This is a genomic window from Halorubrum sp. Atlit-26R (assembly GCF_003666015.1).
Taxonomy (GTDB): domain Archaea; phylum Halobacteriota; class Halobacteria; order Halobacteriales; family Haloferacaceae; genus Halorubrum.
This window is the reverse complement of the sequence record NZ_QPLT01000010.1, coordinates 83,695-107,261: the sequence shown is the minus strand read 5'-3', so window position 1 is coordinate 107,261 and position 23,567 is coordinate 83,695. Positions and strand designations below refer to the sequence as shown.

Below are 23,567 nucleotides of genomic sequence, written 5' to 3'. Positions count from 1 at the left end.
ACGCGACCGAATCGAGTGCCGACTGATCGTCGGAACGCGACAGAGTGGATCTGCTGAAATCCGCTTCTTCAGGCGGAGCCGGTCGATGGAAGTCGCTTCTTGATCTGTAGCGGGAGTGAGCATCGCAGATCGTAGCTGCGATGTAGTATTTAAATACCTGTGAGTGAGGGCGACGATCGCTTATAAAGGAGTGCGGTGGCGCGCCTGCGAGCGGCCGGAGCGAAGCGGAGGCCGCGAGCCAGCCCGCGAGGTCGCCGGCGCTACGCGCCGGCTGCCAGAGGGACCTTCGGTCCCTCGCTGGACGCGGTGAGCGCTCGGAGAGCGCGAACCGCGAGGTTGGGGAGGTGTGAGGTGCGGGTGCTGTGCGGGACGGGTGGGAATCAAAGGGGCAGCCGTCGAGGCGGGCGGAGGCGAAGTAAGCACCGCAGGAACGAGCGAAGCGAGTGACGAGGAGCGCAGCGAGCGTCCGCCCGCCTCGACGGCTGGGGCTTTGAAGGCACTCCCCGCAGTAGCTTCAGTCTCTTATAAATAGCCGACAGCAATACCGCTAGTCTACTTATAAATCCCTTCACCCACAACGTACTACACGTACTCCCGCTATCGCTCGCCGCTACCGCTCTACTGAGCGACTCGTGATCCACTCTCGCTGACCGGGACCTCGCTAGTTCGCCTCGCTGTCTTCGGATTTCGACGGGACAAATAAAAGAAATCGACGCGAAACGGAACGGAACAGAACGAAACGACGCGCCGCAAGCGCGGAACGGCGGGTTCGACTACGAGATGGAGTACGTCGCGGCCGCCATCAGGAGCATCGTGAGCGCGAGCGCGAGCCCCATCAGGTAGGTGAGCGAGCGGTTCTCCCACCGGAGGTGCTGGAAGTACGCGACGATGAGCAGCGTCTTGACCGTCGCGATCACCAGCGTCCCGACGATCGCCTGTGTGTACGTGAACTCGATGAACGACGTCTCGAAGAGCGCGAAGTTCAACGTCGCCGCGACGAGGAGGGCGACGTAGATCGCCGAGTACAGTTTCACGGAGTCGTGCGCCATCTTACACTCCTCTTCGTCCGTGCGCTTAAAGAATTAACCATCCGGGGGTGCCCGGTGTCGACGCCGATCGGACCGCACGCCGGCATCGAGCGGGCCGGGTGTCGGCGCCGTACGGAGCCGCGCCGACGTTTCGGATCCCGAAACGCCTATCCGCGCGACGGCCGGAACTGCGGCCGGTCGCAGTCCGCGATCGGTACCCCACGTGACTCCGCTCGAACCGACGGACGACCTGCTCGAATCGCTGTACGTCGTCAACAAGGTCGCGAAGCAGTTCGCCGACGAGGCCACCGCGGCCTACGAGCGCGGCGACGTCACCGAGAGCAACGTGCGCTCGGCGCGGAAGGACGCCCTCTACCGGCTCAAGACCGCGGTCCTCTCGCGGATGGTCGCGTACGACGCCGAGCGGGTCACCGGCGAGTACCACGCCATCAACGGCGACGTGTGGCTGTTCCTCACCGTCGGCGACTGGCACTTCCACCAGCCGCCGCACGCGATCGGCGGCGAGCTCACCGACGCGATCTCGATCGCGAACTCGCGGGCGAACCCGATCGACGCGCCCTACGAGCGCGACTCCGCCGTGAAACGCTCCGACCGGACGCTCGAAGCGGCCCTGTCGCACCTCGCCGAGGTCGGCGCCAACGCCAACGACCACCTCGCGAGGCCGACGGTCACCAGCGAGCGCGACCGGATCGTCGACGTCCGCTGGTCGTTCCTCTCGTGAGCTCCGTCTCGTCGCCACAAAAAGCGATTTCGCGTCCGAACGGCCCGCCGAGAACCCCCCTCAGGCTTCGACGACTTCGATCGCGCCGAGCATCCCGTTCGCCCTGTGAGGCGTACACTGGTACAGCTGGATGCCCGTGTTGTCGAACGACTGCTCGAAGGTGTACCCCTCCTCGGCGACGGTCTCTCCGTTGTCGAAATCGGACTCCGACCCCTCGACCGAGGCCACGTTGTGCCCCCCACCGGCCCCGGTCCACTCCCAGACGACGGTCGTGCTCGAGTCGATCCGGACCGCGGCGGGCGAGAAGGCGAACCCCACGTCGCCGGCGCCGACGTCGATGGTCACCTCGTCTTGACCCGTGAGATCCGCCATGGTGCCGTCGTACATGCGGGCCTCCGAGAGGTAGTCGTCGATCTCGCTCGGGACGTCTTCGATGACGTTCCCGCCGTCGCCGCCGTCCCCCCCGTCGGATCCGTCGCCGCCGTCGCCGCCGTCGCCGCCGCCGGAACAGCCGGCGAGCGTTCCGATGGTCAGCGCGGCGCCGGTTCCGGCGAGATACCGCCGTCTGGACAGGTTATCAGACATCATCTACGGTAGGGGCCGAAGACATACAAACCCCCGGATGGCTCTCGATCTCCGGGAACATTTCGGCACCGCTCGACCCGTCCGGCGTCGGCGTCTCGCGGCGCGAGGGGCGGGTTTATCGCGCTCCGGACCCTCCCGCCGACAAATGCGCGAAGACGCGCTGGCGACCCGGCTCGTCGAGCACTTCGAAGCGACGGTCGACGATCCGGCGATCCGGCTCGAAGAGCCGTACGACGCCGACGGCCGCGAGGGGGTCGTCGACCTGTTCGTCCGGACGCGGACGCCCGAGCCGGTCGACCGCGTGATCGAACTCAAGGCCGACGCCGCGGTCCGCCGGGCCACCGGCGCGAACGAGGTCCTCCGGCAGTACCGCCGGATGGAGCGGTACTTCCACGCCGACGAGCGCCACGCGCTCCGCCCCAAGCTCGGGCGGGCCGAGCCGGGCGCCCGCTACCTGCTCTGCTTCGCGCCGACGCCGACCTGCGTCCACCACGTCGCGACGAACCGCACGCTGTACGGCTCCGTCGACCCGGAGGCGCATGCGGGCGACGTCCCCGCCGTCCGCACCGTCGCGTTCCTGACCGGCTTGGAGGGCGACCCCGCCGACCTCGGGATGGTCTCGGTCAACGGCGAAGCCCGGTTCGGCTCGGACGCGTTTCGGCGCGCGGTGCCCGAGGGGTCGCGGCTCGCCGAGAGCTTACGCGGCGTCGACGACGACCTGATCGAGTTCTCCTGACGGCGGGACGAACGGATCGCTACGGGTGCTGAGACCGCCTACAGCCCCAGTTCGCGGCCGATGACGACGTGTTGAATCTCGCTGGTCCCCTCGCCGATCTCCATCAGCTTCGCGTCGCGGTAGAAGCGCTGCGGCGCGAAGTCGGTGGTGTAGCCGTAGCCGCCGAGCGTCTGGACCGCCTCCTCGGCCACCTCGCGGGCCGCCTCGCTGGCGTCGAGCTTGGCGAGCGCGGACTCCCGGGTGACCGACTCGCCGGCGTCGTACCGCGACGCGGCCCGGTGGGTGAGGAGCCGGGCGCGCTCGATCTGACGGTGCATGTGGACCACCTTGTCGCGGATCGCGTCGAACTTCGCGATCGGTTTCCCGAACTGCTCGCGCTCGCCGGAGTACTCCTTCGCCGCCTCGTAGGCGCCCTGCGCGAGGCCCACGGAGAGCGCGGCGATGGAGATCCGCCCGCCGTCGAGCGTCTTCATCGTCTGTGTCCACCCCTCGCCCTCCTCGCCGAGCAGCCGGTCCTCGGGGAGCCGCACGTCGTCGAAGGTTATCTCGCAGGTGGGCGAGCTGTTGAGCCCCATCTTCTCCCAGACGGTCGTCACCTCGAACCCGTCGTCGTTCTCCGGGTCGACGATGAACGTCGAGATGCCGTCGTAGCCGGCGTCCGGGTCCGTCACCGCCTTCACGAGGATCGAGTTCGCGACGTTGGCGTTCGTGATGAACTGCTTCGTGCCGTTCAGGACGTACTCGCCCGCGTCGGCGTCGTACTCGGCGGTCGTGTCCATGTCGGAGGCGTCCGAGCCGCTGCCCGGCTCCGTGAGCGCCCACGCGCCGATCCCCTCGCCCTCCGCGAGCGGGCGGAGCCACCGCTCCTTCTGCTCGTCGGTGCCGAACAGGTCGATCGGCTTCGCGCCCAGCGAGGTGTGCGCGGCGTACGAGAGCCCGATCCCGCCGGAGACGCGCCCGATCTCCTCCGTGACCAGGGCGTACATCAGCTGGTCGCCGCCGAGGCCGCCGTACTCCTCGCCGACCGGAATACCCATCATGTCGAGCTCAGCGAGCGAGTCGAACACCTCCTCGGGGAACCGGTGTTCGTCCTCGATCTCCTGGGCGATCGGCGCGATCTCCTCCTCGCAGAACTCCCGGACGGTGTCGCGTATCATCCGGTGTTCTGCGGGTACCTCGAAGTCCATGGGCAAGAATTGCGACCCGCGGGCATAAACGATGCGAACGACCGTGACAGACCGCGGTACGAGCCCGCCGCGAGCCGACGACTTATGAGGCGCCGCCGCGTTCCGCCGGTATGGAGTTCCGGCAGCTCGTCCGCGGGCGAGTCGACTGGCCCGACATCGAGCGGGTCGCGCGGGAGCTGGCGGACCGGTACGACCGAGACGAGATGCGCGTGCGGTTCCTCGACGCCGACAACTGGCTGTCGACGCCGATGGTCGTCGACGACGACCTCTTCGTGAAGGTGATCACCCGGCAGAACACGCTCGTCCACGCGCTGTTCACCACCGGACGGAACCTCGGCGCGGTCTCGGCCGGCACGGAGGGGTTCTTCGAGCGCCACGAGACCCCGTACGAGATGGCGCGCCACGAGCTGGAGGCGACCCGGCGGGTCCGCGAGCTCGGGGTCAACGCGCCGGAACCGATCGAGGCGTTCGAGGTCGACGGCCTCGGCGTCCTCGTGTTGGAGTACCTCCCCGAGTTCCGCACGCTCGGCGAGCTCGACGCCGAGACCGTCGCCGGGCTGGCGCCCGACCTCTTCGCGACGCTCCGGACGGTCCACGACGCCGGGCTCGCCCACGGCGACCTCCGGGCCGAGAACGTCCTCGTCGCGGACGGCGAGCTGTACGTCATCGACGCGACTCGCGTGAGCGAGGACGGCCGCGAGGCGGCCCGCGCCTACGACCTCGCGAGCGCGCTCGCGGCGCTGGAGCCGCTGATCGGCGCCGCCGACGCGATCGAGGCCGCGCTGACCGGCTACTCGACCGACGAGCTCCTCGCGGCGCGCCGGTTCCTCGACTTCGTCGCGATCCGCCCCGACCACGACTTCGACGCCGCGGAGCTGACGGGCGAACTCGAGAAGCGGACGGCGTGAGAAGTCGGGCGGGAGCGGACCGCGGGGCGGCTCAGCCCCCGAGGTACAGCTGCGAGACCTCCTCGTCGTTCAGCAGCTCCTCCGGCGTCCCCTCGAACCGGACGGTCCCCTGGTCGAGGACGTAGCCGCGGTCGGAGATGCCGAGCCCCTTCGTCACGTTCTGCTCGACCATGAGGATCGCCGTGTCCATGTCGTTGACCTCTTTGACGTCCTCGAACACGTCGTCGGCGGTGTTGGGGGCGAGCCCCGCCGACGGCTCGTCGATGAGCAGCACGTCGGGCTCCATCACTAAGGCCCGCGCGAACGCGAGCACCTGGCGCTGGCCGCCGGAGAGCGTCTTCGCCTTCGAGCCGCGCTTCTCGTCGATGATCGGGAACCGGTCGTACAGCGTCTCGATGACTTCCTCGAGGCTCCCGTCGCGGGCGACGCCGCCCATCCGGAGGTTCTCGTCGATCGTCAGCGAGCCGAACACGTTGTCGGTCTGGGGGACGTAGCCGATCCCCTCGCGGACGATCTCCTCGGGCGCCATCCCGCCGATGTCGCGGCCGTGGTACTCGACGGTCCCCGTCCACGGGGTCAACATCCCGAACGCGGTCTTGAGGACCGTCGACTTCCCGGCCCCGTTCGGGCCGACGAGACAGACGATCTCGCCCGGGTCGAGCCGGACCGAGCAGTCGTCGAGCACCTGTACCTCCCCGTACCCGCTGTCGACGCTCGACAGCGACAGCACGGGATCGGTCCCGCCGTGAGGCCCCTCTGCGGCCCCGGTCGTGTCGTCCGTCATACCGTCGCTCATGCGCCGCCCCCGAGGTACGCGTCGATGACGCGCTGGTCGTTCCGGACCCCCTCCGGCGTCCCCTCCGTCAGGACGTGTCCCTGGTCCAAGACGACGATCGGGTCCGCCAAGTCCATCACGAACTCCATGTCGTGTTCGATGAGCAGGAACGTCGTCCCCTGCTCGTTGAGCCGCCGGATCTGTTCTTTGAGCTTCTTCGCCAGCGTCGGGTTCACCCCCGCCACCGGCTCGTCGAGCAGCAGCACCTCCGGCTCGGCGAGCATCGCCCGCGCGAGCTCGACGAGCTTCATCTGGCCGCCGGAGATGTCGGTGGCGGGCTGGGTCGCGAGGTGGTCGATCTCGAAGTCCTCCAAGATCCGCTCCGCCTCGGCGAGGTTAGCCGACTCGCTCTCGGCGACGGTCCCCGGCGAGGTGAACAGCGTGAGGAACGACTCGCCGGGCTGTTTCCGCGGTCCGACCAGCATCGCCTCGCGGACCGTCATCCCCTCCAGCTTGCGCGGCGTCTGGAACGTCCGGATGAGTCCCTGCTCGGCGACCTCGTAGGGCTCCATACCCGTCACGTCGGTCCCGTTCACCTCCACGGTGCCGCCGTCAGGCTCGTAGAAGCCGGAGATGAGGTTGAACAGCGTCGACTTCCCGGCGCCGTTCGGGCCGATGAGCCCGGTGATGGTGCCGCGCTCGACCGCGAACGTCGCGTGGTCGGTCGCCGCGAGCCCGCCGAACGACTTCTGGAGGTCGTCGACGCGGAGGACCGCGTCCTCCTTGGGAAGCGCGCCCTCACTCATCGTCATCACCTCCCTTCCGCTCGCGGACGCCGCTGTCCGGCGTCTCGGGCGTTCCGCCCCCGTCGACCGCGCTCGGCCAGATCAGCTCCCGCTGCGGCGGGAGGACCCCTTGCGGCCGGTAGCGCATGACGGCGACGATGACGACGCCGATCAACAGCAGTCGCAGCGGTGCGGGGTCGATCGGCAGCGCCACGTCGTTTAAGAACCGCGTCCCCTCGCGGATCGTGACGATGACGATACCGCCGAACAGCGCCCCCCGGTTGGAGCCGCTGCCGCCTAAGATCACCGCGACCCACGCGTAGAACGTCGTGATCGGGTCGAGGTCGCCCGGTCCGACGTAGAGGTTCAGGTGCGCGTAGAACACGCCCGCAAGCGCCATTATCAGGCTGCCGAGGACGAACGACTGCATCTTGAACGAGTAGGTGTTCTTGCCCAGCGCCCGCGCGAGGTCCTCGTCCGACCGGATCGTGCGCAGCACGCGCCCCCACGGCGACCGGTGCGCGCGCCGGAGGACGAAGTACGCGGCGCCCGCGAACGCGAGCACCAACAGGACGTTCAGCGCCGCCTGCCAGAACGCCGTCTCTAAGATCACCGGCGACCCGGGGATCACCACCAGCCGGAGCCCCGGCATCGCCTCCGGGAACGTCGAGAGCACCGGCCACCCGTCGAAGAAGCCCGGGATGCCGCGCAGCCCCGCGCTGCCGTTCGTGAGCCAGCGCTCGTTCAACACGATCAGCCGCACGACCTCCGCGAGTCCGAGCGACGCGATCGCGAGGTAGTCGGCCCGGAGCCGGAGCGTCGGAATCCCGATGAGCAGCGCCAGCGCGAGCGCGACGACGAGCGCGACGGCGAGCCCGACGAGCGGGCTGAAGCCCCCGGCGATCGGCGAGCCGCTCGCGGTCATCAGCGCGGTGCCGTACGCGCCGATCCCGAAGAACGCGGCGACGCTGAAGTTGATCAGGCCCGTGAACCCCCACTGGGCGTTCAGCCCGAACGACAACAGCGCGTACATCCCGGCCAGCCCGACGAGGAACAGGAAGTACGTCGGACCGAGCGCGCCGGTGAGCATCGCGACGAGGAGGAACAGCACGAACGCGACGCTGACGCCGAGCACCCACCTCTCCGGCCGGGACAGGTCGGCGAACGCCGCTTTCGGGTCGTCGAGGAGGCTCACGTCGCGGCCTCCCCGGCGATCCCGTTGGGCCGGACCAACAGCACGACGACCATGATCACGAACGCGATCGCGTTCGCGTACTCGATGGTGATCATGTTCTCGATCACGGTCGCGAGCCAGTTCGGACGGATCGGTAGCGCCTCGACGACGTTGGAGAAGAACGGCGTGAGCTGGTTTATCATGCCGATGAGGAAGCCGCCCGCCATCGCGCCGTAGACCGAGCCGATCCCGCCGAGGATCACCGCCGCGAAGATCACCAGCAGGAGGTTAAAGCCCATCCGCGGCGCGAGCTGGTTGAACAGCCCGAGGAACACGCCGCCCGCGCCGGCGAGCCCGGCGCCGATGACCCACGTCCACAGCTTGACCCGCTTCGTCCGGATACCGCTGACCCGCGCGAGGTCGGGGTTGTCCGCCATCGCGCGCATCTTCCGACCGAGGTCGGTGTACTGGAGCAGGACGTGGAGCCCGACGACGAGCGCCACCGCCGACCCGAATATCGCGACGTCGTGGAGCGTTATCCGGACGCCGTACGGCACCAGCGCCTCGATCGGCCGCAGCGGCCGGACGTCGAACCGGGTGAAGTCGGAGCCGAACCGGATCTGGATCACCGCGCGGTAGATGAACGCGATCCCGATCGACGTGATCAGCAGGCCGATCGAGTCGACGTCGAGCGGCTCGTAAATGAGCTTCTCGGTGGCGACCGCGACGACCGCGGCGACGGCGATCCCGACGACCAACGCCACGAAGAAGCCGTACGGGAGCCCCAACACCGCGCCGCCGAGCCCGCCGACGGCGCCGAAGGTCACGAGCGCCGAGTACGCGCCGATCGTCATCGTGTCGCCGTGCGCGAAGTTCGCGAAGTCCGCGATGCTGTACACCAGCGACAGCCCGATGCTGCCGAGGACGATGATGCTGCTGAACACCAACCCGTTGGCCAGGTATCCGAGGACGGTCATCGGTCGAGATCAGCCTTCGATGAAGTCGATGCCTTCGTAGGCGTGGTCCTGGACCTCCAGGACCTGAAGGAAGCCGACCGGGTCACCGTTCTCGTCGAAGTCGATGGGGCCGCTGACTCCCTGGTAGTCGACGTCGTCGGGCCCGCCGCCGTCCGCGAGGATCTGGCTGGCGGCCTCGAAGGAGGTCACCGTCTCGCCTTCGGGGCCGGAGACGCGCCGGACGGTGTCCTGGAGCGCCGCCCCGGTGAACTCGTCCGCGGCCTGGATCGCCAAGGCGGCGTTGATCACGCAGTCGTACGCGTACGCCGCCCACGACGTCGGCTGTCGGTCGTACTCCGACTCGAAGGCGTCCGCGAACGACTGGTAGTTCTCCTCCTCGACGGGCGCCGAGGGGACGACGATCTTCATCCCCTCGATGCTCCCCTCCGGGGTGTTCTCCAAGACGTTGTCGCCGGAGACGGAGTCGGCGCCGTAGAACTGCGCCTCGTACCCCGAGGAGAACACCTCGTTGACCATCGTCGCGAACTCGGCCTGGTAGGTGATGAACAGCCACGCGTCGGCGCCGGAGCTGTTCATCTCCGAGACGACGCCGGAGTACGACTGCTGGTCCTGGTCGTGGGGCGTGTTGTAGACGACCTCGCCGTCGTACGCGTCGACGAACGCGTCCGTGAGGCTCTGGCCGTAGTCGTTGTTGACGTAGGTGATCGCCACCTCGTCGTAGCCGTCGTCGGTGATGAGGTTCGAGAGCGCGAGCGACTGGCTCCGCCCCGACGGCGACATCCGGAGCAGTCCCGGGAACTCGGTGAGGTTGAGTCCGGTGGAGTTCTGGCTCAGCTGAACGACGTCGGTCCCCTCGACGACGCTCTCGTAGATGGCCAGCGAGACGCCGGAGCCGACCGCGCCGATCAGGAACGGCACGCCGTCCTGGTTGACGAGCTTCTGGGCGGCGGCGATCCCGCCCTGGTTCTCGCTCTCGGAGTCCTCGACGACGATATCGAGGTCCCGCCCGTTAATCCCGACCTCGTTGACCGTCGAGAGGGCGAGGTTGACGCCGCGCTGGTTCCGCTCGCCGAACGCCGACAGCGACCCGGTCTGGGAGTCGACCATCCCGATCTCGTAGGCCTCGGTCGAGTCTCCCCCGTCGCCGCCATCGTCTCCGTCGCTTCCGTCTCCGCCGTCGCTCCCGTCGCTTCCGTCGCTCCCATCGTCGCCGTCGCCGCCGTCGCTTCCGTCTCCGCCGTCGTCGGTCGTGCTGAGACAGCCCGACAGTCCGACGAGCCCCGCACCGCCGGTCAGCTTCAGCAGCGTCCGCCGATCCGTCATGTCCGTGGTATCTGGTGACATGTGTATCCGATAGTCCCGAGCACATTCGGCTACCTTAACCCCGGCCCGTCCATGGTCGGGGCGAGCGGGGCAGATCGATGGATCGGCGGGTAGTGGAACTGGGAACATTTTATACAGAAATATATTTCTGGAACGATTGGTCGGGTGCCAATATATACCGCTCCGGATCCGCGGTGATCGCATGATCCCGCCCATCGCGAGCAACTTTGTCGCCGGCGAGACGCCGGAGGCGGCGCTCGCTCACGTCGAGGGGCTCAACGACCGCGGCGTGGCCGGCATCCTGAACCTGCTCGGCGAACACTACGAGGAACGGCCCCCCGCCGACGCCGACGCCGACGCGTACGTCGATCTCGTCGAGGCGGTCGCGGAGCGCGGCGTCGACGCCTGCGTCTCCGTCAAGTCGAGTCAGATCGGCCTCGACATCGGGGACGACGTCTTCGAGGAGAACCTCGCGCGGATCGTCGAGGCGGCCAACGCGCCGTCCGCGACCGGGCCGGCGGGGACCGGAGCGGACGGGACGGGCACCTTCGTCTGGATCGACATGGAGGACCACGAGACCACCGACGTGACGCTCGACGCGTTCGAACGGCACGCGGTCGAGACGGACGGCAACGTCGGCGTCTGCGTCCAGGCGAACTTAAAGCGGACCCGCGAGGACCTCGAACGGCTCGCCGACCTCCCGGGGAAGGTCCGACTCGTCAAGGGCGCGTACGACGAGCCGGCCGAGATATCGTATAAGAAGAAGGCGCGCGTCGACGAGTCGTACCGCGACTGCCTCGCGTACATGTTCGAGGCGTTCGACGAGGGCGTCGCCGTCGGGAGCCACGACCCGGCGATGATCGAGTACGCGAAGGAGCTGTACGCCGACCACGGGACCCCCTACGAGGTGCAGATGCTGACCGGCGTCCGGGAGTCGGCGCAGTTCGAACTCGCCGCCGAAGACGACGTGAGGGTCTACCAGTACATCCCGTACGGCTCCAAGTGGTTCTCCTACTTCTACCGGCGGATCCGGGAGCGCAAGTCGAACGCGCTGTTCGCGCTGCGCGCGATCGTCGGGAACTGAGCGGTTTCGCCCGGGACGTGATCTTTCATAACTGTTAGAGCGGTGCTGCCAGCGACTGTTTATAAATAGACGACGGTGCGGCGGCGAACACCTCCAAAGTCCCAGTCGCTCACTTATAAGTGGCAGACCGGAGACCAGCGGCGAACACCTCCAAAGCCCCAGCCGCGAGGAGCCCGTACGCTCGCTGCGCTCCTCGGTCGCTCGTTTCACTCGCTCCCTGCGGTGCTTACGTCGCCTACGGGCTCCTCGCGGCTGCCCCTTTGAGTCCCACCCGACCGCAACCGTCCCGCAGCCTCACGCCTCCCCAGCCTCGCCGCTCACGCCCTTCGGGCGTTCGCGGCGTCCCTCGCGCGTGCGACTCGCGGCCTCCGCTTCGCTCCGGCCGCTCGCAGGCACGCGCCACCGCTTTTTATAAACAATCGCCGCTATCGCTCGGCGATATTTAAATATCGCATCGCGACCGACGCTGTGTACCACTCGCTCCGCCGTCGACACCGCCGGTCACGGGTCCAGCAGCTTCGACTCCGCTTTCCGGAGGTGTTCGAGCAGCGTCGTCTTCGAGACGCCCACGTCGTCGGCGAGCTCGCGCGTCGACGCCTCTCGGGGCCACTCGTAGTAGCCCGCCTCGCGGGCGTGTTCGTACACCTTCCGCTGGGTCGTGGTCAGCGTGTCGAGCCGCTGCTCGCGGGGAGTTCGTCCCGCGTGGCCCGACGACGACATCGACTCCACCGTCACCTCCGCGCCGGCCGCCTCCTGAACCGCGTCGAGCGACTCCCGGATCTCGGTGCGCTCGCCGACGAAACACACCTGCCACTCCTCCCGTCCGCCCTCGATCCGGACCGGCGCGCTGTGGACGAAGCCGTGTTCTAAGAGCGTCGGACACACCATGTCGGCCGGGTCGTACTCCAAGAAGAACTCGCGGACGACGTTGCCGGGGGCGTCCCGGGCGCGCCCGAACCGCTCCTGTAGCTCCAAGAGGTTCCCCGCGCGGTCGGACTCGCGGATCGCGTCGAGCAGCGACTCGACCTCCTCGTTCGTGTCCCCGAACGCGGTGAAGAGCCCGTTCACCGAGTTCGGCGCGTCCGCCTCGGTCTTCGGCGAGTTGTAGATCGCGTGTGCTAACACGCCCCCGCCGGTTCTGCTCGTCGCCTCGATCGCCCAGCAGTTCGGATGCCACAGGTCCAGCGTGAGCCTGGTTCCGGCCCACTCCCCCGCCCCGTCCGCGTCGGTTGTCGCCATTGTTCACCTTTCCTTGGCACCGCATGACAAAGACCCTGCCGACCATGGTAGGGTGGGTTATTTGGACGTGCCGACGGGATGTTCCGAACATGGCGCAGCCCTACCAGCACTACATCGACGGCGAGTGGGTCGACGGCGACGGGTCCGAGACCTTCGAAAGCGAGAACCCCGCGACGGGGGAGTCCCTCGGAGAGTTCCGTCAGGGGACGCCCGAGGACGTCGACCGCGCGGTCGACGCCGCGGACGCGGCGTTCGAGGAGTGGCGCGAGCTCTCGCGGGTCCAGCGCGCGGAGTACCTCTGGGACGTGTACCACGAGCTCCGCGACCGGACCGACGAGCTCGGGGAGATCGTCACCAAGGAGTGCGGCAAAGAGATCAGCGAGGGGAAGGCGGACGTGGTCGAGGCCGCGCACATGGTCGAGTGGGCCGCGGGCGACGCCCGACACCCGAAGGGCGATATCGTCCCCTCCGAGATCCCGTCGAAGGACGCGTACATGCGACGGAAGCCCCGCGGGGTCACCGGCTGTATCACGCCGTGGAACTTCCCGGTCGCGATCCCCTACTGGCACATGGCCATCGCGCTGGTCGAGGGGAACACCGTCGTGTTCAAGCCGGCCGAGCAGACCCCGTGGTGCGCGCAGATCATCGCGGAGATGTTCGACGACGCGGGGATTCCCGACGGCGTGTTCAACATGGTCCAGGGGTTCGGCGACGCGGGCAACGCGATCGTCGAGAACGACGACGTCGAGACGGTCATCTTCACCGGTTCGGCCGAGGTCGGCCACCACATCCAAGAGAAGCTCGGCGGCGTCGCCGGCAAGCGCGCCGCCTGCGAGATGGGCGGCAAGAACGCGGTCGTGGTCACCGAGGAGGCGGACCTCGACGTCGCGGTCCACTCCGCGGTGATGTCCTCGTTCAAAACGACCGGCCAGCGCTGCGTCTCCTCCGAGCGCCTGATCGTCCACACGGACGTGTACGACGAGTTCAAGGAGCGGTTCGTCGAGGTCGCGGAGTCGGTCGCGGTCGGCGACCCGCTCGACGAGGACACCTTCATGGGGCCGCTCATCGAGGAGGAACACCGCGAGAAGGTCACCCGGAACAACGAGGCGGCCCGCGAGGAGGGCGTGAACGTGCTCGTCGACCGGACCGAGCTCGACGACGAGGAGATCCCGGACGGCCACGAGGACGGCTACTGGGTCGGTCCGTTCGTCTACGAGGCCGACCCCCACGCCGACCTGACGTGTACTCAGGAGGAGGTGTTCGGGCCCCACGTCGCGCTCATGGAGTACGACGGCGACATCGAGGAGGCCGTGGAGATCCAGAACGACACCGACTACGGGCTGGCGGGCGCGATCATCTCCGAGGACTACCGGCAGATCAACTACTACCGCGACCGCGCCGAGCTGGGGCTCGCGTACGGGAACCTCCCGTGTATCGGCGCCGAGGTCCAACTCCCCTTCGGCGGCGTGAAGAAGTCCGGCAACGGCTACCCTTCCGCCCGGGAGGCGATCGAGGCCGTCACCGACCGCACCGCGTGGACCCTGAACAACTCGAAGGAGATCGAGATGGCCCAGGGGCTCTCGGCGGACATCAAGACGAAGGACGACTAAACCGGCCGGGCTGACGCCCGGCGGCGGGCGTCAGAACGCTTCTCACTCCGTTACACCGCGAACCGCCGCGACCGTCTCTTCGGCCGTCTCGGCCGCCGCGAGCGCGCCGCGAGCCGCGAGCCGCTCGCGCGGACGCCCGACCGGCTGCGGCTCGGAGGCGGTCTCGATCAGGTCGACCTCCCGCAGGAGCCGCTTTATCCGCGTGAACGTCGACGGACTCCCGAGTCCCGCGTCCTCGCAGGCCCGCCGGAGGGTGCGGTCGAGGGCGCCGGCACGGGCGCCGACGGCGTAGGCGCGGACGCGCGTCTCCTCGGGGTCGGGGCCCTCGTTCCCCGCCGGTTCAACGTCGAGCGCGCGGAGCACCGCGGCCGCGACCGACTCGTCGCACCGCGCCGCGAACCCCTCGTACACGCGCCGCCGGCTCGGCGTTCGGAGTCTGTACGGCTCGGCCGCCGCGAACCGCGACGCGTACCGGCCGCGGAGCGAGGCGTCGTCGCCGACGCGGTGCCACCGACTCGGCGCTCCGGTCGTCTCCCCGGCCGTCTCCCCGCCCGCCCCGTCGCGCTCGGTTCCGATCAAGGCGAACCCCGTCTCCGCCCCCGCCAGCACGGGGTTCGGCTGCGGCGCGTCGAGCAGGCGGAGGTCGACAGCGCCGGCGTCGACGAGGGCCGCGAGCCGGCTCGCCGACCGGAACCCCGCCGTCGCGGCGTCGACCGCGGGCTCGCCCGCGAGCAGCTTCAGCCTCGGGAGCTCCGACGGGTCGAGGCCGTCCCGGTCGTCCGTTTCGCCCGCCAGCTCCGCCACAGTCGGCTCGACGAGCGCCGGGGCGGTCTCGCGGTAGGCCTCGACGACCGCGCGGAGCAGTCGCGGGCCTGGGTCGACGAGGATGGGGTCGGAGAGCGCCCCCAGCGGGAGCGGCTCCGGGGTCGAGGGGAGCGCGGGACCGGTCTCCATCGACCGATACTACGGACGCGACGGATTAAGGGTAGGGGACGGGGCGCGCACGCGAGCCGCCGGATCGCCGCGTGCCGGCTCGCGCGCCTTTTTCACCCCGCGGGCGGAACCGTCTCGCGTGCCACCGCTCGACCTGTCGATCGGGCTCGGAACGTCCGGGCTCGACGACCCCGAGACCTGTACCGACACCGTCGCCGCGGCGCTGGAGGCCGGCTACCGCCACGTCGACACCGCGCAGATGTACGACAACGAGGCCGCCGTCGGCGAGGGGATCGCCGCGAGCGACGTCGACCGCGACGACGTCGTCGTCGCCACGAAGGTCCACCCGGAGAACCTCGCGCCCGACGACGTGCGCGAGACGGCCCGCGCGAGCCTCGATCGGCTCGGCCTCGACCGCGTCGACCTCCTGTACGTCCACTGGCCGATCCGGGCGTACGACGCCGAGGCGACGCTGCCGGCCTTCGACGACCTCCGCGACGCGGGCCTGACGGACCATGTCGGCGTCTCGAACTTCACCCCGGACCTGCTGCGCGAGGCCCGCGAGATCCTCGACGCGCCGATCGCGGCCCACCAGGTCGAGTGTCACCCGCGGTTCCGACAGCCGGAACTGCGCGAACTCGCCGCCGAGTTCGACCACCGCCTCGTCGGCTACTCGCCGCTCGGCAGGGGGGAGATACTCGACGACCCGGCGATCACCGAAATCGCTGATCGGAACGGGCTCTCGCCCGCTGTCGTCGCGCTCGCGTGGGCGCTCGACCGCGGCGTCGCCCCGATCCCGAAGGCGCGGGGCGACCACGTGCGGGAGAACCTTCGCGCGCTCGACGTCGACCTGCCCGACGCCGACCTCGACGCGATCGACGCGCTCGACCCGGGGGAACGCCGGATCGATCCGGACGACGCGGCGTGGAACCGCTGACGAGGCGCCCGACGGCCCCGCGAAGCCCGCCCTCCGATCAGACCGCGTCGAGCCGCGCCCGCAACTCGGCGTCCGCGCGCTCGACCAGGGCGTCGACCGGCTCGTCGAGGTGCGTCGCCCACTGGTCGATAAAGCCCGACCGCCCGAGGATCCTGACGACCTCGTAGACGGGTCGCCGGCGTTCGAACCCCGCGGGGAGCCCGCCGGCGCGCTCGCGGTATCCCTCGCGGAGCGCGGCGGCGAAGCGGTCCGGGCCGGTCGAATCGAACCCGTTGAGCAGCTGGTCTTGCGCGCGCACGAAGTCCCTCGCCGGGTCGCCGACGTGGGACAGCTCCCAGTCGATCGCCGCCACCGCATCGCCGTCGACGAATACGTTGGGCTTCGTGACGTCGCCGTGAAGCAGCGCGGCGGGCGCGTCATCGAGCAGGTCGCGGTTCGCGCGGACACAGTCGATCACCGCGTCGTAGTGCTCCGCGAGCCGCTCTGAGGTCCCGATCTCGCGCGTCCGCTCGATCGTCGCGAGCAGCACGTCCGTCCACGGAGCGAACTCGATCGAGAGTCCGGTCGACTCGGTCGGTCCGCCGTCCGCCGCTGTCCCGTCCGCGGCGCTCCCGCGCTCCGACCCCGCGCCGACGATCTCCCCGTGACTCGCGAACCGGTCGGCGTGAAGCGCGGCGAGCGCGCGCCCGACGCGACGGAGCAGTCGCTCGCGTTCCCGGTCGCTCGCGGCTTCGTAGACCTCCACCAGTCCCCGGCCGGGCGCCGGCGCCGTCGCGAGGTACGCCGGGTCGCCGTCCGGATCGGCCGCCAGCACCTTGGGGACCGGGAGATGCCCGTGCTCTCCGACGTATCCGAGCACGGCGCGCTCTCGGGCGAGCCGGCGGCTCTCGTCGGCCAGCGCGACCTTGAGGAACGCCCGCCCGCCGTCGGCGAAGACGACGCCGACCGTCTCGTTGGCGCCGTTCCAGGAGGGGCCGACGCCGGTTACCCGGTCCACGGTCCGGTCCGGAAACGCCTCACCGAGGGCTCGTTCGATCGGCTCCGACCGGGTGCCGTTCATGCGTTTCGTTCCGCACGGCCCCGTGTTAACATTGTTGTCAGGACAGGGACACCCGTGACGCGTGAACTCTCGGAACACGTTTCAGAATCCCGTAACCGGGTGATTATCGACACGCTCATACGTGTTGGCGAACCAGAATAAGCTCGTGAAAGACGGGTCATCGGGCGAGCGGATCGGGTTCGAGGTCGACGGGACGACGCTCACGGTCCGCGATGCGGTCGAGGGTGAGCGGATGCAGCTCCGCGTTGACCGCGAGCCGGATCTCTCGCCGGCGTTCCCGGAACTGTTCCCGTCTCCCGTCGACAGCGGGGTTAGTTTCGAGGCCGAGTCGGTGGTGATCCCCGAGTACGCGTCGATCGTCGTCCGCGATGTCGACGGCGATCACGTCGCCAGACTCGACGACCCCATGGAACTCCCACGCGGGTCGTACTGCATCGAGGTGAACGGCGTGACGAAGACGCTGATCCGCGTGACTGACGTCGAGATCGTGGCGACCGGCGTCGGCGGTCCCGATCCGGTCTCCCTCTCGTTTGACCGCCCACGGACCGTCTCAATCGGCGCCCGCTCGTTCCACACGCGGCCCGAGGCGACGATCACGGTTCCCGACGACCCGACCGCGTTGACCGAGGCGGTATCGTTCCTCGGTTCCTCGATCAAGGAGTTTACGCCCGAACGGTCGTGGCCCACCCTGCGGGGTTATCCTCCGCGGATCGAGCGCGGAGACGCTCTCGACGTTCCCAGCATGTTGAGTGTTCCTGACACCGGGGTCGAGGTCGTCGTTCGACCGACGTACGCGGACGTGTACAGGCTTTCGACGTTATCCTACTACCTCGGTGCCCGAATGGTAACGGGCGATACCCCGGCGATAAGATTAGACACCGGATACGAGGAGCGACTTCCGACGGAAGGTGAGGCTCTCGAAGAGAAAGTCACCGAGATGTTCCAAACGTGGTTCTTTCTCGACACGCTCGCGCGGACCGAGGGATACGTCCCGTCGGATCGATACGAGTACGAAGCGGTCGGTCCGGAGCTTCCATTTTATCCTCCGAATCTCTCCGACAGATCGATGAGCGAGCGGCTGATGGAGTACTTGGAGGTTGACTTCGAAACCGTCGCACCACACCTCCCCTCGTGGCCGACCGAGGCCGTCCTGCGTCCGGTCCCCGCGTCCGCAGAACTGATACCGCATCTCGCGCATGTCCTCGCGCCGATCCGCGTCCGCGGTGATTCTGACACCTGTGTGTCGGATGTACCGGTCGGGATCGCGACGTCTCCTCAAGCTATGACGACGCTGTTCGGATCCGGACCGTCGGACACCGCTCACGGGGAGTGGGACGGAACGACGCCGAGTGGTTCCCGTTCGGCTACAAACTGGGAGCCAACCTCGGACGCCGAGCCGGCGCCAGCGGGCGTATCCGTGCTATCCACTCAGGCCTACGAGAATCGAATTCGGAGACAGATCTCCGAGCGCGGGACCGTCGATGTCGCGTTCCTCTTCGACGATCCAGAACGCGCACAGGCCGTGCGGGAGTCGCTATCCGAACCGAGGGAACTTGACGGGATTGGATCGTGGCAGGTGACCGTTTCGCCGTCACGCGACGCGGTCACCGAGACGATCTCCGACCCTGAGCTCGATATCGTCTACTGCGGGTCCTCGGTGACGGTCGACGACGTCGGCCCCAATGGCGAGGACCTCCTCGACGAGGGGATCGTAGCACCCGATCTCACCGTGTTCGAGGGTGTGAAGGATACCGGGCCCGGCGTCGATGCTATCGATCGAGGGGGTTCGTGCGCGATTCTCCTCAGCGACGGCGTATCGCCGGACAGTATCCGGACACTTATCGGACTGCTCACCGCAGGTTCCCCGATCGCAGTCGCAGCCCGATTGAGCCTTTCTTCGGGGAGTACAGAGGTTCGCTACGTCGGGGATCCGGCAACTACGATCACCGTTGATCGAGGACTTACGACCCAACTATACTCGTGTCAGGCGCAGGCGAACGACACGTACCGCGTGGTCTGTCGGTCATTTCTCTCAAACGAATCACAGATCGGCGGCGAATACCGATTCACCGGTGTCTTCAGCGATTCCAGTTCGGCCTTGCTCGGGACAGAAATCGAGGCCGGGGAGACCGACGTTTCGGGCATTCTCCAGCTTCACGAGGAAAAGTCACCGATCCTCCGATTCTCGGACGAGATCGTCCTCTGGAGCGACAACCTCTCCGCGGAAGGGGTGAAAGAGATCTCCCGAGATTCACAGACAAACGTTGACTCCTTCACGTCTTCCGACGACCCGCGCCGTTGTGAGTGATCGGAGACACTCCGGTCTCGCATCCGTCGACATTTTTTATTCCCCGGACGACCAACCGCCGCGTATGCCTCAGGTACACCTCGACGAGGAGACGGTCGAGCGGCTGGACGCGCTCCGAGTCGACGACGAGGAGTACGACGAGATCGTCACCGAACTCATTAACATCTACGAGGCGGAGGAGCTGACGCTGTTCCGCGGCAGCGACCTGAAGTGACGACGGCCGACCGCCCCGCGCCGGGGCGCTCGGGCTACTCCTGGTAGGCGACGCGGACCTGTTCCCACTTCCCGACCTCCTCTAAGTGCGCCTGTAGCTCGTCGGCGTACTCCTGGACCAGCCGCTCGGCGGCCTCCAGTTCCTCGTCCGACGGCCCGCCGCTGCCGCCACCGCCGAGGCCGAGCGCGCCCTTGATCGAGTCGACGACGCCGCCGCCCGACCCGCCGGAGTCGCCGGAGCCGCCGCCGGGGGCGCCGCCCATCCCCGCCATCTGCGACCGGAGGTTCTCCAGTTCGGGCATGATAGCCGGGAGGCTCGACGTGTCCGCGACGACGCGGGCGGCCTCCGGGTCCTCGGCGTTCTCGATCTCGAACTCCGTGGCCGTCATGATCAGTCCCCACTCCTGGCTGGAGAAGCGCGACGCCGCGACGCGCTCGTTGAACTGGTTGTCGACGGTCATCCGCTCGCCGACGATGGCGTCGGTCCACTCGCTCATACGCCCCCGTTCGCCGGTCGCGGTGAAAAGTCCGTCCCCCTGCGGCGAGTCGCGACCGCTCGCGAGCGGCCTCGCCGCGAGGCCGGTACGGAGGGGTTTAGACGACTGCCGGCCTCCCTTCGGCCATGACCGACAGCAGCCGTCGCGCCCTCCTCGCCGCCGGGAGCGCGACCGTCGCCGCGCTCGCCGGCTGTGCCGGCGCGGTGCTCCCGGGCGGCGGCGACGGGGAGAAGCCGGCCGAGGAACGGGTCGACCGCACGGGCGAGGCGACCGTCACCGTCGCCGTCGGCGCGGACGGCGGGTTCTCGTTCGCCCCGGAGCACGTCCGGATCGACGCCGGGACGACCGTGGTATGGGAGTGGACCGGGGACGGCGGCGGCCACAACGTGTACGCCGTCGACGGCTCGTTCGCCTCCGATATCGTCGCCGAGGCGGGCCACACCTTCGAGCGGGCCTTCGAGGCGCCCGAGACGGTCGAATACGTCTGTACGCCGCATCAGACCCGCGGAATGCGGGGCACGGTTGAAGTCGTTCCCGCGGGCGACGACTGACTACCGTCGGCTCACGACAGCCGAAGCTCGTCGAACGCGCGGCCGGCGAGGCCCGCCCCCGACGGCACGGGGAGCGAACCGTCCGCGATCGGACACGGATCGGGCGCCAGGTCCTCGTCGAGCAGCGCTCCGGTCGCCAGTCCACACGGAGACACGTCGGGAATCGCGGCCGCGACGTGGACCGCGGCCGTTCGCGCGACGACCGCGTCGATCGTGGTGGTGACGACCGGGTCGACGCCCGCCCGCCGCGCCCGGAGCGCGGCCGCGAGCGCGCGGTCGGGCCCGCCGAGCGCCATCGGTTTGAGGACGACCGCGTCGGCGGCACCCGCGTCCAGCACCGCGTCGACCCCGCGCGCCGCGACCGACTCGTCGGCCGCGATCCGAACCCCCGAACTGCGGTCGTCCCCCTCGCGAAGCGCCGCCAGCCCGTCGAGGTCGGCCGCGGAGAGCGGCTGCTCGACGTACGCGAGGTCGAACGGCGCCAGCGCGTCGAGCGCGCGGCGCGCCGTCTCGCGGTCCCACGCCCCGTTCGCGTCGGCGCGGAGCGCGACCGCGTCGCCGACCGCGTCGCGGACCGCGCGGACGCGCTCGACGTCGGCGTCGACCTCGCGGGCGCCGACCTTCAGCTTCAGGCAGTCGAACCCAGCGTCGACCGCCCGCTCCGCCTCGGCGGCGGTTTCGTCCGGCGATCCGTCCCCGACGGTCGCGTTGACCGGGACGGCGTCCGCGGGCGTCGCGTCGACGTCGGCCTCGTCCGCGAGCCGATCCGCGAGTCGCTCCCCCGCGTCGCGGGCCGCGGCGTCGGCGAGCGCGAGGGAGACGCCGTGTCGCGCGGCCGGGGTCGACGCCGCGTCGAGCGCCGCCGGCGCGGATGCGGACCCGTTCTGGACGTCGACTTCGTCGATCGCCGCCGCGCAGGCCTCGCGCGACTCCGTCCACCCCGGTAGCGGGGTCGCCTCGCCGAGGCCGACCGCGCTGCGCCCGCCGTCCCCGCCGCCGCGCTCGACGGTGACAACGAACCCCTCTCGGCGGCGGATATCACCGTCTGCGGTGCCGAGGGGACGGGTCAGATCGAGCGCGAACGCGCGGCGCCGCACCGCGCTAATCCGGTCCTCACCGCGGGGGTCGTCGTCGGTCACACCGCGAGGCCGACCGCGAACGCGACGGCGTACGCCGCGAGCAGTTTGCCGGTCGATTCGAGCGCGGGATTGAGCGCCTCGCCCGAGATCTCGGTCAGCACCGTCCGCGCGACGGCCGCCGCCAGCGGGAGGGTGACGAGGGGGAGCAGCGTCGCGAGGCCCTCGCCGCGCGCGACGAACCACAGCGGGGCGAGGTAGGCGACGGCGAGCATCGCGAGGTACTCGGCGCGGGCGAACCGGTAGCCGAACCGGACGGCGAGCGTGCGCTTGCCCGTCGCGGCGTCCTCCTCGCGGTCGCGGAGGTTGTTGACGACGAGGATGTTCGTCGACAGCGCGGCGATCGGGAGGCTCGCGACGACCGCCGCGAGCGTCAGGGTCCCGTCGGGAACCCCGAGCGGGAACCAGCCGGAGAGTAGCGCCGCCGTCTGGACGTAGTAGGTCCCCGTCACCGCAATGACGCCGAAGAAGACGAACACGAAGAGGTCGCCGAGCCCGTGGTAGCCGAGGGGGTACGGGCCGCCGGTGTAGGCGATTCCGGCCGCGACGGAGGCCAGCCCGATCACGAGGATGGGGACGCCGCCGACGGCGACGAGGTAGGTCCCCACGAGAATCGCGGCAGCGAAGGTGAGCCACATCGCCCGCTTCACCTCCTGCGGCTCGATGAGGCCGCTGGCGACGACGCGGGTGAACCCCTCGCGGTCGTCGGTGTCGGCGCCCTGGATCGCGTCGTAGTAGTCGTTCGCGAAGTTCGTGCCGACCTGGATCAGCGCCGCGCCGACGAGCGCCGCCAGCGCGGGCAGCGGGGCGAACACCCCGTCGGCGAGCGCCAGCCCGACGCCGACGATCACCGGCGCGGCCGCGGCAGGGAGCGTCTGGGGACGCGCGGCCATCACCCACGCCCGCCGGCGGGTCACCTCGGTACTCATTGTCGCGAGTTGGTGCGTGGCGTCCCTTAAGCTTGCCATCGCGGATCCCCGCAACGCCGCGCCGACGGCACCTCGATTCATGCCCGACCGGCCGCGTCGATACCGGTCGCGGCCAGCGACGTAGCGATCGCGGCCAGCGACGTAGCGATCGCGGCCAGCGACGTAGCGATCGCGGCCAGCGACGTAGCGATCGCGGTGAACGATACCGAGTCGCGTACACCTATGCCCCGCCGCCGCGACCGGACGCCATGGCCCGCGTTCCCTACGCCGAGGCGGCGGACGTGCCGGACGAGTACGAGGACCTCCTGGAGTCGTCGCTCCAAGGGAAGCCGCTCCACGTGTACCGGTCGGTCGGCAACAATCCCGAGGTGTTGGCGGGGCTCCGGTCGTTCCTCGGGTCGCTGTGGACCGACAGCGGCCTCACCGAGCGGGAGCGCGAACTCGTCATTCTGGCGGTCGCGAGCGAGGTCGGCAACCGCTACGAGTGGCACCAGCACGTCAACATCGCCCGCGGCGTGGGGATCGGCGACGACGAGATCGCGGCGCTCGGAGCCGGCGAAACCGGGCCCCTCGGCGAGGAGGAGACGACCCTGGTCGAGTACGCCCTCGCGGTCGTCCGCGGCGAGGTCGACGCGGTCGCGCACGACGAGATCGCGGCGCTGTACGACGACGGGACGATCGTCGGCATCGCCGCGGCGGCCGAGGGGTACGACGCGCTCGGCGGGATGATCGACGCGTTCGACCTCGACCTGGAGCCGGGGACGGAGTTCCACGGCTGGGACCCGCGGTAGCGGGGCACCGACTGCGGTCAGATCCTGCGCCCTCGGCGACCGACAGGTTCGACACGGAT

Annotated in this window: 25 protein-coding genes; 10 read left to right on the top strand and 15 right to left on the bottom strand. The window is 69.2% G+C overall.

Going from position 1 to position 23,567, the window contains the following annotated elements; translation table 11 throughout:
• Positions 1-773 precede the first annotated feature (773 nt).
• On the bottom strand, positions 774-1,049 hold the full coding sequence (locus DVK07_RS12370; RefSeq protein ID WP_121597356.1) for a cytochrome C oxidase subunit IV family protein: 276 nt from the start codon (positions 1,047-1,049) through the stop codon (positions 774-776).
• A 202-nt stretch (positions 1,050-1,251) separates the two neighbouring features.
• On the opposite strand from DVK07_RS12370, the gene DVK07_RS12365 reads away from it, so the two are divergent.
• Positions 1,252-1,770, top strand: a complete 519-nt coding sequence (locus tag DVK07_RS12365; RefSeq protein ID WP_121597355.1) for a hypothetical protein — start codon at positions 1,252-1,254, stop codon at positions 1,768-1,770.
• A 60-nt stretch (positions 1,771-1,830) separates the two neighbouring features.
• Here the strand turns inward: DVK07_RS12365 and DVK07_RS12360 are convergent, their stop codons facing one another.
• Positions 1,831-2,355 carry a halocyanin domain-containing protein gene (locus DVK07_RS12360; protein WP_121597354.1) on the bottom strand — a complete coding sequence of 175 codons (525 nt, stop codon included), beginning with the start codon at positions 2,353-2,355 and terminating at the stop codon, positions 1,831-1,833.
• Between the two features lie 145 nt (positions 2,356-2,500).
• On the opposite strand from DVK07_RS12360, the gene DVK07_RS12355 reads away from it, so the two are divergent.
• Positions 2,501-3,091: a hypothetical protein gene (locus DVK07_RS12355; RefSeq protein WP_121597353.1), complete on the top strand. Its 591-nt coding sequence runs from the start codon at positions 2,501-2,503 to the stop codon at positions 3,089-3,091.
• A gap of 38 nt (positions 3,092-3,129) precedes the next feature.
• Here DVK07_RS12355 and DVK07_RS12350 read toward each other — a convergent pair whose 3' ends face one another.
• A complete protein-coding gene (locus DVK07_RS12350; protein ID WP_121597352.1) occupies positions 3,130-4,278 on the bottom strand; it encodes an acyl-CoA dehydrogenase family protein in 1,149 nt (382 codons plus the stop codon).
• A 110-nt stretch (positions 4,279-4,388) separates the two neighbouring features.
• On the opposite strand from DVK07_RS12350, the gene DVK07_RS12345 reads away from it, so the two are divergent.
• Positions 4,389-5,186, top strand: a complete 798-nt coding sequence (locus DVK07_RS12345) for an RIO1 family regulatory kinase/ATPase (RefSeq protein ID WP_121597351.1) — start codon at positions 4,389-4,391, stop codon at positions 5,184-5,186.
• A gap of 31 nt (positions 5,187-5,217) precedes the next feature.
• Here the strand turns inward: DVK07_RS12345 and DVK07_RS12340 are convergent, their stop codons facing one another.
• Genes DVK07_RS12340 through DVK07_RS12320 form a run of 5 tightly spaced genes read right to left on the bottom strand, consistent with a single transcriptional unit; the run spans position 5,218 to position 10,241 of the window.
• Positions 5,218-5,982 carry an ABC transporter ATP-binding protein gene (locus DVK07_RS12340; protein ID WP_199719491.1) on the bottom strand — a complete coding sequence of 255 codons (765 nt, stop codon included), beginning with the start codon at positions 5,980-5,982 and terminating at the stop codon, positions 5,218-5,220.
• Positions 5,979-6,767, bottom strand: coding sequence for an ABC transporter ATP-binding protein (locus DVK07_RS12335; protein ID WP_121597388.1), 789 nt, complete (start codon positions 6,765-6,767; stop codon positions 5,979-5,981). The genes DVK07_RS12340 and DVK07_RS12335 overlap by 4 nt, the downstream gene beginning before the upstream one ends.
• Positions 6,760-7,941 (bottom strand): branched-chain amino acid ABC transporter permease, encoded by a 1,182-nt coding sequence (locus tag DVK07_RS12330; protein ID WP_121597350.1) that lies wholly within the window; start codon positions 7,939-7,941, stop codon positions 6,760-6,762. The genes DVK07_RS12335 and DVK07_RS12330 overlap by 8 nt, the downstream gene beginning before the upstream one ends.
• Complete coding sequence (locus DVK07_RS12325; protein WP_121597349.1) at positions 7,938-8,897, bottom strand: branched-chain amino acid ABC transporter permease; 960 nt, start codon at positions 8,895-8,897, stop codon at positions 7,938-7,940. The genes DVK07_RS12330 and DVK07_RS12325 overlap by 4 nt, the downstream gene beginning before the upstream one ends.
• Before the next feature lie 9 nt (positions 8,898-8,906).
• The gene (locus DVK07_RS12320) at positions 8,907-10,241 is read right to left on the bottom strand and encodes an ABC transporter substrate-binding protein (protein WP_121597348.1); all 1,335 of its coding nucleotides are present in this window, start codon (positions 10,239-10,241) and stop codon (positions 8,907-8,909) included.
• Between the two features lie 181 nt (positions 10,242-10,422).
• On the opposite strand from DVK07_RS12320, the gene DVK07_RS12315 reads away from it, so the two are divergent.
• Entirely contained in the window at positions 10,423-11,304 is an 882-nt protein-coding gene (locus tag DVK07_RS12315; RefSeq protein WP_121597347.1) for a proline dehydrogenase family protein, read from the top strand.
• A gap of 501 nt (positions 11,305-11,805) precedes the next feature.
• Here the strand turns inward: DVK07_RS12315 and DVK07_RS12310 are convergent.
• On the bottom strand, positions 11,806-12,543 hold the full coding sequence (locus DVK07_RS12310; protein WP_121597346.1) for a helix-turn-helix domain-containing protein: 738 nt from the start codon (positions 12,541-12,543) through the stop codon (positions 11,806-11,808).
• An 89-nt stretch (positions 12,544-12,632) separates the two neighbouring features.
• Here DVK07_RS12310 and DVK07_RS12305 point away from each other — a divergent pair, with 89 nt between their 5' ends.
• Positions 12,633-14,153, top strand: coding sequence for an aldehyde dehydrogenase family protein (locus DVK07_RS12305; protein ID WP_121597345.1), 1,521 nt, complete (start codon positions 12,633-12,635; stop codon positions 14,151-14,153).
• Between the two features lie 42 nt (positions 14,154-14,195).
• Here the strand turns inward: DVK07_RS12305 and DVK07_RS12300 are convergent, their stop codons facing one another.
• A complete protein-coding gene (locus DVK07_RS12300; RefSeq protein ID WP_121597344.1) occupies positions 14,196-15,107 on the bottom strand; it encodes a DUF5821 family protein in 912 nt (303 codons plus the stop codon).
• A gap of 118 nt (positions 15,108-15,225) precedes the next feature.
• On the opposite strand from DVK07_RS12300, the gene DVK07_RS12295 reads away from it, so the two are divergent.
• The gene (locus DVK07_RS12295; protein WP_121597343.1) at positions 15,226-16,023 is read left to right on the top strand and encodes an aldo/keto reductase; all 798 of its coding nucleotides are present in this window, start codon (positions 15,226-15,228) and stop codon (positions 16,021-16,023) included.
• Between the two features lie 37 nt (positions 16,024-16,060).
• Here the strand turns inward: DVK07_RS12295 and DVK07_RS12290 are convergent, their stop codons facing one another.
• Both DVK07_RS12290 and DVK07_RS23640 read right to left on the bottom strand, forming a co-directional pair.
• The gene (locus tag DVK07_RS12290) at positions 16,061-17,083 is read right to left on the bottom strand and encodes a phosphotransferase family protein (RefSeq protein ID WP_121597342.1); all 1,023 of its coding nucleotides are present in this window, start codon (positions 17,081-17,083) and stop codon (positions 16,061-16,063) included.
• 157 nt (positions 17,084-17,240) lie between these two features.
• Positions 17,241-17,468: a hypothetical protein gene (locus tag DVK07_RS23640; protein WP_233565416.1), complete on the bottom strand. Its 228-nt coding sequence runs from the start codon at positions 17,466-17,468 to the stop codon at positions 17,241-17,243.
• A gap of 84 nt (positions 17,469-17,552) precedes the next feature.
• On the opposite strand from DVK07_RS23640, the gene DVK07_RS12285 reads away from it, so the two are divergent.
• Both DVK07_RS12285 and DVK07_RS23330 read left to right on the top strand, forming a co-directional pair.
• Positions 17,553-19,391 carry a hypothetical protein gene (locus DVK07_RS12285; protein ID WP_233565415.1) on the top strand — a complete coding sequence of 613 codons (1,839 nt, stop codon included), beginning with the start codon at positions 17,553-17,555 and terminating at the stop codon, positions 19,389-19,391.
• A gap of 64 nt (positions 19,392-19,455) precedes the next feature.
• Entirely contained in the window at positions 19,456-19,605 is a 150-nt protein-coding gene (locus DVK07_RS23330; protein WP_199719489.1) for a hypothetical protein, read from the top strand.
• A 34-nt stretch (positions 19,606-19,639) separates the two neighbouring features.
• Here DVK07_RS23330 and DVK07_RS12280 read toward each other — a convergent pair whose 3' ends face one another.
• Positions 19,640-20,101 (bottom strand): DUF5799 family protein, encoded by a 462-nt coding sequence (locus tag DVK07_RS12280; protein WP_121597341.1) that lies wholly within the window; start codon positions 20,099-20,101, stop codon positions 19,640-19,642.
• A gap of 125 nt (positions 20,102-20,226) precedes the next feature.
• Here DVK07_RS12280 and DVK07_RS12275 point away from each other — a divergent pair, with 125 nt between their 5' ends.
• Positions 20,227-20,652 carry a halocyanin domain-containing protein gene (locus DVK07_RS12275; protein ID WP_121597340.1) on the top strand — a complete coding sequence of 142 codons (426 nt, stop codon included), beginning with the start codon at positions 20,227-20,229 and terminating at the stop codon, positions 20,650-20,652.
• An 11-nt stretch (positions 20,653-20,663) separates the two neighbouring features.
• Here DVK07_RS12275 and DVK07_RS12270 read toward each other — a convergent pair whose 3' ends face one another.
• Both DVK07_RS12270 and DVK07_RS12265 read right to left on the bottom strand, forming a co-directional pair.
• Positions 20,664-21,791 carry a mandelate racemase/muconate lactonizing enzyme family protein gene (locus DVK07_RS12270; protein ID WP_121597339.1) on the bottom strand — a complete coding sequence of 376 codons (1,128 nt, stop codon included), beginning with the start codon at positions 21,789-21,791 and terminating at the stop codon, positions 20,664-20,666.
• Positions 21,788-22,717, bottom strand: a complete 930-nt coding sequence (locus DVK07_RS12265; RefSeq protein ID WP_121597338.1) for a 1,4-dihydroxy-2-naphthoate polyprenyltransferase — start codon at positions 22,715-22,717, stop codon at positions 21,788-21,790. The genes DVK07_RS12270 and DVK07_RS12265 overlap by 4 nt, the downstream gene beginning before the upstream one ends.
• 248 nt (positions 22,718-22,965) lie before the next feature.
• Here DVK07_RS12265 and DVK07_RS12260 point away from each other — a divergent pair, with 248 nt between their 5' ends.
• Complete coding sequence (locus tag DVK07_RS12260) at positions 22,966-23,508, top strand: carboxymuconolactone decarboxylase family protein (RefSeq protein ID WP_121597337.1); 543 nt, start codon at positions 22,966-22,968, stop codon at positions 23,506-23,508.
• Positions 23,509-23,567: the final 59 nt, after the last annotated feature.

Coding starts and splice junctions, on each gene's coding strand:
- DVK07_RS12370 (WP_121597356.1), bottom strand. CDS start 1,049: ATGGCGCACGACTCCGTGAAACTGTACTCGGCGATCTACGTCGCCCTC.
- DVK07_RS12335 (WP_121597388.1), bottom strand. CDS start 6,767: ATGAGTGAGGGCGCGCTTCCCAAGGAGGACGCGGTCCTCCGCGTCGAC.
- DVK07_RS12345 (WP_121597351.1), top strand. CDS start 4,389: ATGGAGTTCCGGCAGCTCGTCCGCGGGCGAGTCGACTGGCCCGACATC.
- DVK07_RS12360 (WP_121597354.1), bottom strand. CDS start 2,355: ATGTCTGATAACCTGTCCAGACGGCGGTATCTCGCCGGAACCGGCGCC.
- DVK07_RS12260 (WP_121597337.1), top strand. CDS start 22,966: ATGGCCCGCGTTCCCTACGCCGAGGCGGCGGACGTGCCGGACGAGTAC.
- DVK07_RS12340 (WP_199719491.1), bottom strand. CDS start 5,982: ATGAGCGACGGTATGACGGACGACACGACCGGGGCCGCAGAGGGGCCT.
- DVK07_RS12305 (WP_121597345.1), top strand. CDS start 12,633: ATGGCGCAGCCCTACCAGCACTACATCGACGGCGAGTGGGTCGACGGC.
- DVK07_RS12350 (WP_121597352.1), bottom strand. CDS start 4,278: ATGGACTTCGAGGTACCCGCAGAACACCGGATGATACGCGACACCGTC.
- DVK07_RS12320 (WP_121597348.1), bottom strand. CDS start 10,241: ATGTCACCAGATACCACGGACATGACGGATCGGCGGACGCTGCTGAAG.
- DVK07_RS12265 (WP_121597338.1), bottom strand. CDS start 22,717: ATGAGTACCGAGGTGACCCGCCGGCGGGCGTGGGTGATGGCCGCGCGT.
- DVK07_RS12355 (WP_121597353.1), top strand. CDS start 2,501: ATGCGCGAAGACGCGCTGGCGACCCGGCTCGTCGAGCACTTCGAAGCG.
- DVK07_RS12310 (WP_121597346.1), bottom strand. CDS start 12,543: ATGGCGACAACCGACGCGGACGGGGCGGGGGAGTGGGCCGGAACCAGG.
- DVK07_RS12275 (WP_121597340.1), top strand. CDS start 20,227: ATGACCGACAGCAGCCGTCGCGCCCTCCTCGCCGCCGGGAGCGCGACC.
- DVK07_RS12315 (WP_121597347.1), top strand. CDS start 10,423: ATGATCCCGCCCATCGCGAGCAACTTTGTCGCCGGCGAGACGCCGGAG.
- DVK07_RS12325 (WP_121597349.1), bottom strand. CDS start 8,897: ATGACCGTCCTCGGATACCTGGCCAACGGGTTGGTGTTCAGCAGCATC.
- DVK07_RS23330 (WP_199719489.1), top strand. CDS start 19,456: ATGCCTCAGGTACACCTCGACGAGGAGACGGTCGAGCGGCTGGACGCG.
- DVK07_RS12290 (WP_121597342.1), bottom strand. CDS start 17,083: ATGAACGGCACCCGGTCGGAGCCGATCGAACGAGCCCTCGGTGAGGCG.
- DVK07_RS12300 (WP_121597344.1), bottom strand. CDS start 15,107: ATGGAGACCGGTCCCGCGCTCCCCTCGACCCCGGAGCCGCTCCCGCTG.
- DVK07_RS12280 (WP_121597341.1), bottom strand. CDS start 20,101: ATGAGCGAGTGGACCGACGCCATCGTCGGCGAGCGGATGACCGTCGAC.